We start from the raw sequence: 7935 nt of genomic DNA, 5'->3' as shown, positions 1-7935 counted from the left end.
CCCAAAAAAGAACCCTTGGTAGGCAAGAGTTCCGGATAAGGAGTGTTTTCTGATTTATGCAGCTTTTTATACATCCTTGATATGACTGGTTTTTCCCGTTTGCCAGTTGAGAGGAGAATGTATGTATAAAAAGTCTGCTATTTATACATATGCTTTTTTTAAAAAAACATAGTCATTATAGAAAAACATGTTATTATTTATGTACTAATATTTCTACCTCATAACAAATATTAGCTGTAAAAAGCAACCTTGGGCTTATACATGTTTATAGGTCATTTAAAAATCTTTAACTTCTAAGTTAATTCCATCTACTTTATTTTTATAAATAAAAAATGAAAGTAAGATATTTTTATCTCTATCGACATACTCAATTATTTTGTCTGTTTGGTCACTTGAACGTTCGATATAACTTTTACCATATGCTGAAATTAAATCTTTTTCGGAAGTGCCGATTGATACATTTTTCGACGTTTTAGAACTAGAATCAAATGCTTCTATTCTGTAGATGGTATTTTCTTTGTTCTCATTCTTTACAGTAATGCGTTTATTTTCGTTATTATCAATAGCATATACCTTGTAACCTGGGTGGCTAACATCTTTGCTAATAGAAAAACGATGATTTGTTTCATAGCTCTTCATATCGTCTAATAGATAGATTGTATCTATATTTTCTCCAGATAGGTCAGTAGTTTTTGTTTGGTATTCGTAAAATTTAAATCCCATAATACAAACAATAGCTATTACTATAACAATTAATACCCAAAACTTTTTTTTATTTTTTAATTTGTTCAATTTTATATACTCCTATATATTATTTTGATGGACTAAACCAACCTGTATGCTTGTGGTAGCCTCTTGCATGCCCTACGATGACACCACAGTGTCCATTTTTAGTAGAAGGTTTCGCTGCACAATAGGGGTTAGACCCATAATCAGCATAACATTTTGTTGAGCGTGCAAGTGATACATCACAATCACTTTGGAAGAAGTTTCTAATTGCGCTAGGGCTAGCTTCGTTTGAGTAATACCTACCATCGCCTAAATAACCATTGAACCTATTACAATGAATAGCGCGTCCACGAGAAGGTAATTGTTTATTATCTAAATAGGGAGCTGCAGCTTTAAGCTCTCCAACTTGCTCATCTTGAGTAAGAGTTGCATCGTGAGCTTCTTCATCAGTCACTTCATCAGTTTGTCCATCACCCATACTATTAAGTAAATGATTTAAGTTAATATATTCTTCAACGACAACAGTTTCATCACTAACATCAGCAGTAGTACTTAGCTTTTGATTGGATTCTTTTACGTCTTTTTCGCTAGCACTTAATTGTTCTGATTCGATTGTTACCTCTTCACCTGCATTTTTTTCTGTAGAAAGCGATACTACACCATTTTCATCAGTATTATAAACTTTATTATCAACTTCAATTTCTAGTCCTTCATAAGTAACCGGCTTTTGTAACTGATTAGTAGTAGGGTTATACTCCCAGCCACCATTCTCATACATGTCAATTAAAGAACTATCAGAGTTTTCTGGTAAAGTTATAACAAGATGCTTAATACTTTGAACTGTTACATTTTGATTTTCCTGTGTGGCTTCTTCAGCAAATGCTCTTGTAGATGTAACTGACATTAGAGCTAAAAATAGAATTGTAATAGTTTTTAATAATTTCATATGTTATCTCCTCTTAATTAAAAAGTAGGTGTTCCATATCCATTCAATGGATTCCACTTATGAGTAGGGGTCATTTGAATAAGCTTTGCATATATATCTTTATTACTGGTATTGTGGTGCTTTTCCTTTAGTTTTGCGATCATACCACTCATGAATGCAGTACTAAATGATGTGCCATCAACATAAATCTGCCTATATTTATCTATTATCTGCACACCGGGCATACTAAAATCTAGTTCTGTGCCATAATTAGAATTTATCCATTTCTGACCTGAGTAATCGTTAGCTCCAACACTAATTACATATTGAGAAGAAGCTGGGTAATTTACTCTTGATATTCCTTCATTGCCGGACGCAGCTACTATTACGGTATTATTTTTATAAAGTTTTTCTAAACGCGGCTCAATAGTTTTAGACATTGCTGAATTAAAGCCAAAACTCATGTTTATAATGTCTACTTTTTCTTTAGTGAGCCAATCTAGAGCATTCTTTAAATCATTTTCTTTTATTTTCCCGTCTTTGTTTGAAACAACTACCAAATAGATTTCAGCATCTGGAGCAATGGAGTTAATAATGCTTACAATTTGATCAGCATGGGTAGATGCTTCAATAAAACTATTAGCATTGTCGTTTGATAAAAAATAATGTATTCTCTTCAAATTATTCACAGTTTTAAACTTAACCTCGGTGTCTAAAATTGCAACTTTTATTCCTTTTCCAGTACTAGAATTTTTGTTTAGATTAAGAAATTTATTAGGCCATGTTTTTAGGTTTTCATAATATTTAGCACTTAAATCTAGGTTTTTAGTAGTATCATTATGACTATAAGATAAAGTTGAACTAATAATAAGCATTAATATTACCAGTATTAACTTAACTTCTAATCTATTCTTTAATGGCATATTTAATTTTATGCTTCATTTTGAGAACATTTAGGACGTCTAGCCTTTCTTGAAAATAGTTTTTACTCATATAAACATTTAAAATCTCTTCTTTATTCTCTTTTAAATTAAATATTGTTTCATCGGATTTGTTAATGTTTGTGATTATTATAATTTTGTGTCCAGATCCATGATGTTCATCCATTACATGAAGGTAATCTCCAACCTTACTTTGAGAAAAATCTTGGTTGTATTCATTGGTTAAAGAAAATATATTTTTTTCTTTAATATCTAGAGAGTTATTTTTAATAATTGAATTAATATCTTTAGCTTGCTTTAAGGAATCTTCAATTTTAGATAATTGCTGATGATTGCCACTAATTTCTTGAATTTTTATTAAATAGTCCCCATTGAAGTTTCGTTCATCTTCTATAAACTTCTTGAACTTTTCATCATTTAAAGTATACTTTTTAGCTAATTCTTTAACATGTATATATTCTTTTACAAATTCTTTAGTTTGTTCGTCTGCTAAAGTTTTCTTACTACTATCAAATAACTGTATGTAGGGAAGTTGTTTTAACATTTCTTCCTCGGAAGGTGATTTTAGATTCAGTGTATCTATCTCTAAATCTATTATCTTGTCATTTATAAGCTTATCAGCTAACCTCTTTTTCTCTTTGGAATCTAACTGATTAGTGAGTTGTTTTTGAGTAATAATCTCATCATCTAGAGTAGCAATTGCATTATTATTGTTTTGTTGAATATTTACTAGGGCAAAAGTTTCTACTACTACAATGACCGATAAGACTAAAATCGAAATTATAGTTGTTTTTTTCTTCATATTTCTCTCCTTGTTCTGATGTTGTTCAAAATAAATATTTTCCTTAAATATATATAAATGCTAAATATTAACTAAAAACATAGACTATAGACTATTATAATGTATGAATATCTTCAAAACAATAAAAATTTTGGTTATTATGGATAAAATATACTATTTTTATGATTTGTTACTTGAATTGAAGATGAATGACAAAAAAGTATTGTTTACTGAATTATCTATTTTTTTAAACAGAGTTATAGAAGAGAACATAAAAAATAAGGTTCTGGTGCAAATATTTTCAGGTGGTAAGCTAAGATAGTTAATATCAGATTTAAACCAATATCAAAGCAATGTACCGAGCCATGAGCAAAATAATTATCAAGAATTTATCTCTAAAATATCTCACTCAAAAGTATCGTTAATTCACATCGCAGGAGATTAAATATGGCTTAAGGGGGGGAATTCTACCTGAAAAGAATTCCCTTAGATTTATACCAATTTATCAACATTAAAGATTAATACACTCTAGAATAAACATATAGTTAGCTATTTTATAACAAAACCGTAGATGTTCATATAGCTGTCATAGACTTCTTAATCCGTGGCTATGTTAAATCTTAAAGTTGATTTTTGTTTTTCCTGATATGCTGAACAATGTTCATTAGAAATACGGTAATTTTCCCTACTTTTTAAAGCTGTTACTTCTATAAGATCAAACCCTGATGTATCCAAGATTTATAAAAAGCTGCACAAAACAGAAACAAGGAATTTATCAGAATCTTTTTCTCAATAAGGGTTCTCTTTTGGCAGGTGTACCGAAAGAGTGATGTTGTAAAATTCTTGTGTATATGATAAAGATACAAGTATAGTACGCTTATACTACAAAAGTAATAGGATTGGTTGAAAATATTAAGAGGTGATTAAATTGATTATTAAAAGTCTTGAGAACATAAATTTATAAGAATTCACAACGTGCTTTAATGAAGCCTTCTCTGATTATCTAGTTCCGTTTAAAGTATCTCCAGATTATTTAGCTGAAAGATTTACAGGTGCAGGGATTCAATACAACTTATCATTTGGTGCGTTTAGTCAAGATGAACAGGTAGCTTTTATTATGCATGGAATTGAAGAACACAATGATAAGAAAACAGCTTTTGATATTGGTACAGGAGTCATTCCAAAACATAGAGGTGAGCGTCTTGTAGCACAAATTTACAACCACGCTATCCCTATACTTAAACAACATAATGTTCAAAAATGCTTATTAGAAGTTATCCAAACGAATGAAAAAGCTATTAAAGCTTATAGCAATTTAGGGTTTGAAATAAAGCGAGAACTTGTTTGTTTTAAAGGTAGTATCGACTTTAAACCCATGGCTATCCATAAGAAGGTATGTATAAACACTGTTAGTCCAAATAAATTTGATTGGACTATGGCACATTCTTTTTGGAATTTTGCCCCCTCTTGGGAACAATCTGTTCAAGCTATATTACACAATCCACATTTATATGATGTTATCACGATAGGAAAACAAGATGCCGTTTATGGATATGCTGTAATTAATTCAAAACAGGGAAACGTTCTCCAATTTGGTATTCTTAAAGAAAGAAGAAACCAAGGTCTTGGTCATTCTTTGTTTCATTGGATTTGGAAGCGCCATTCAGTCATCTCCATTAATAACGTCGATAAACGGGATATAAAATCTATACAATTTCTAAAAAGAATAGGCCTTAACGTACATGTTGAACAATATGAAATGGAGAAAATCTTATAATTTATATCCATTTTATGTAAAGAATAACAAGCGTAAGACAATTAAGGTGGGAAAACGCTCATTGAAAAAATAAAACACTGATGTAAGCTACTTCCACGAATACGTTTTATGTTAACTAAGATTATATATGGTATACAGTATAAAAAGAGAAACCTCCTGATAATAAAGTAACAGGAGGTTTCTGAACCATTACAAGGATTTATATATAGTTTTGAATAGTTTTGTAATCTAAGGAAGTTGCTTGTAGTGTATTTTTAAAAGTTGCAACCATATTATCTTCAGAATGATATTCCTTTAAAGCATCTGTATCTTTTAAAATATTTCCTGTTAGAATGCATAATGCGGTCTCATCCTTATCAATCTTCTGCTGATCTACTAACTTTCTCAATCCGGCAACTGTAGCTGCAGAGGCTGGCTCACATCCAATCCCACTTCTATCTATAATAGCTTTTGCATTAAGAATTTCAGTGTCCGATACTGAAGCTGTAATTCCATTTGTTTCTTTTAGAGCATGTTTTGCCTTCTTCCAGCTTGGTGGATTTCCAATATTCAATGCAGAAGCTCTGGTGTATGGAGACCCATCAGGTATAAGTTCTTTCATTTTCTGATCTATCATTTGGTGAAATGGACTCGCCCCTTCTGCCTGTATAATTGCAATCCTCGGAAGTTTATCTATTAATCCAAGTGTAAATAAATCATGTAGTCCTTTACCTAATGCAGTTGCGTTACTTAAAGCTCCCCCAGGTACAACAATCCAATCCGGTAAATTCCAATTTAGGTATTGAGCAATCTCATAAATAATGCTTTTTTGACCTCCTATTCTAAAAGGATTAATTGAATTACAAACATATAAACCTAAATCTTCACTATATTTCTCTAAAAATTCAATTCCATCATCATACGTTCCAGGAATACTAAATACATGAGCACCATATGCGATCGTTTGTAGTACCTTGTTCATCGATATATCCTTATTAGGGACAAAAATGTAAGAATCTGAATTTCCTATGGAAGCATACATAGCTAAGGATGAAGAGGTATTTCCGGTTGAAGTACAAGTGAATTTTTTATAACCTAGGGATTTTCCATGAGAAACAGCTACGGTCATTCCATTATCTTTAAATGAACCACTGGGATTTTCGCTCTGTGCTTTTAAGTAGATTTTTCTCATACCAATATAATCTTGAATTAGTTGATGTGTATATAACCCTGTATTTCCTTCATATTTTGTCACAATAAATTCTTCAGGTAACTCAGGAAAGATTAATTCTTTATATCTCCATACGCCACTAGCATAAGGAGTCATACGTTCTGAGAGACGCTCATTAAATAAGCGTTTTAATCGCTCTGCATCGTGGTTGTGAAAGTCCTGAACAATATCAAACAATCCACCACATTCACAGTAATAACTAAAATTATCATAAGAAATTGATTTACCACATTCAATGCATACTAATTTCATTTTTATAAGGGAAGTCTCTATTCCCTTCTCACCTCTTTATTAAGAAATATTCTTGAGTACTACATTTTATAGTTTTAGAATAAAGGAAGAGGTTTTATAAATCTAATATATATTTATTTAGTATTAATAACTTTTATTTATGATTAGAGGAGCGAAATATGAATCTTCATGCTTTAAGATTATTTTACACTGTAGCCGAAAAAAGAAGTGTAACCCGTGCTGCTGAGGAATTGAATATAAGTCAACCGGCAGTAACAGCTCAAATAAAAAAATTAGAGCAAGAAATTGATTTAACTTTAGTATCTCCTAAAGGGAGAGGGATTTTTTTAACCCCTGCTGGTGAACAACTTGCTAAGCATGCTAAAAGATTATTTTCTCTTGAACGTGAGATTGAATCTTCTATTAAGCAATACAGGGATGGTACAGCTGGAAAGCTGCGTATTGTAGCAACATACCTTCCTGCAAACTTTTTACTGCCTAAATGGATTGGACTGTACAAACAGCAATACCCTGAAGTAGAGGTAGAATTAATAACTACTAATTCTAGTAAAGCAATTGATTATTTGATTAATTACCAAGCTGAAATCGCTTTGATAGGCGGTAAAAGGGAATTTCATTCATTAATTACGAGTAATGAACTATTTGAAGATCAAATGTTGTTTATCGTACATAAAAATCATAAATATGCTGGAAAAAAAGTTGCATTATCTGAAATTGTAAGAGAACCTTTTGTATTTCGTGAAGAAGGCAGTTCTTCAAGGGAAAAATTATTTTCTCTCTGTAAGATCCATAATGTCAGTAAGCCAATTATTGGATTACAAATTAATGGGTTGAATGAAACAATCAGAACGGTGATTGCAGGATATGGAGTTACTTTTGTTTCTTCGCTTGAAGTCAATGAGCATTTAGCTCAAGAGCAAGTAGCAATTGTACATGTAGAAGAAGTTAATTTGAAAAATCCTATTTCGTTATGTACAAGAGAAAAAGATGAACTTTCCAAAATTGCATTCAACTTTATTGATTCTTTAAAAAATGACATGAATTAGAAGACTAAATGTTTAGTGGCCGATAAATTACATTATGGTATCTAAGGGTGTATATCATATATAGAAATTTTCAAAAGAAGACTTAAGTTAAAATGGTATAAAAAGGTATTTTGAAAGGTAGATAGATGATGATGATTGGTGGTCCCTTACTTATTGCGTTAATACCAGGTGTAATTGTAATATTGCTAACTTGGCTATTTAGGCGTATGAGATGGAGCATAACTGTTAGAATGACTCCTTCGATTTTGGCAGCTATATCTGCATTTGTTCTTTT

General features: G+C 31.1%; 7 protein-coding genes and 1 pseudogene. 2 read left to right on the top strand and 6 right to left on the bottom strand.

Annotated elements, in window-relative coordinates:
• Positions 1-276: 276 nt before the first annotated feature.
• Genes BFL01S_RS17815 through BFL01S_RS17800 form a run of 4 tightly spaced genes read right to left on the bottom strand, consistent with a single transcriptional unit; the run spans position 277 to position 3397 of the window.
• Entirely contained in the window at positions 277-792 is a 516-nt protein-coding gene (locus BFL01S_RS17815; RefSeq protein ID WP_061786515.1) for a hypothetical protein, read from the bottom strand.
• Positions 793-811: 19 nt separating this feature from the next.
• The gene (locus BFL01S_RS17810; RefSeq protein ID WP_061786514.1) at positions 812-1675 is read right to left on the bottom strand and encodes a hypothetical protein; all 864 of its coding nucleotides are present in this window, start codon (positions 1673-1675) and stop codon (positions 812-814) included.
• Positions 1676-1692: 17 nt separating this feature from the next.
• The gene (locus BFL01S_RS17805) at positions 1693-2577 is read right to left on the bottom strand and encodes a S8 family peptidase (protein WP_061786513.1); all 885 of its coding nucleotides are present in this window, start codon (positions 2575-2577) and stop codon (positions 1693-1695) included.
• Entirely contained in the window at positions 2561-3397 is an 837-nt protein-coding gene (locus BFL01S_RS17800) for a hypothetical protein (RefSeq protein WP_061786512.1), read from the bottom strand. The genes BFL01S_RS17805 and BFL01S_RS17800 overlap by 17 nt, the downstream gene beginning before the upstream one ends.
• A gap of 982 nt (positions 3398-4379) precedes the next feature.
• On the opposite strand from BFL01S_RS17800, the pseudogene BFL01S_RS17795 reads away from it, so the two are divergent.
• Positions 4380-5153, top strand: a pseudogene (locus tag BFL01S_RS17795) (GNAT family N-acetyltransferase); the annotation flags it as partial.
• Between the two features lie 199 nt (positions 5154-5352).
• On the opposite strand, the gene thrC reads toward BFL01S_RS17795, so the two are convergent.
• Positions 5353-6615, bottom strand: coding sequence for a threonine synthase (gene thrC / locus BFL01S_RS17790; protein ID WP_061786510.1), 1263 nt, complete (start codon positions 6613-6615; stop codon positions 5353-5355).
• 158 nt (positions 6616-6773) lie between these two features.
• On the opposite strand from thrC, the gene BFL01S_RS17785 reads away from it, so the two are divergent.
• Positions 6774-7661, top strand: coding sequence for a LysR family transcriptional regulator (locus BFL01S_RS17785; RefSeq protein ID WP_061786509.1), 888 nt, complete (start codon positions 6774-6776; stop codon positions 7659-7661).
• Positions 7662-7743: 82 nt separating this feature from the next.
• Here the strand turns inward: BFL01S_RS17785 and BFL01S_RS20925 are convergent.
• A partial coding sequence (locus BFL01S_RS20925; RefSeq protein ID WP_218008541.1) for a hypothetical protein occupies positions 7744-7935 on the bottom strand: 192 nt, incomplete at its 5' end.

Source organism: Priestia flexa NBRC 15715, assembly GCF_001591565.1.
Lineage (GTDB): Bacteria > Bacillota > Bacilli > Bacillales > Bacillaceae_H > Priestia > Priestia flexa.
Note: the sequence above shows the minus strand (reverse complement) of the source record. Positions and strands in the feature narration are given on the sequence as shown.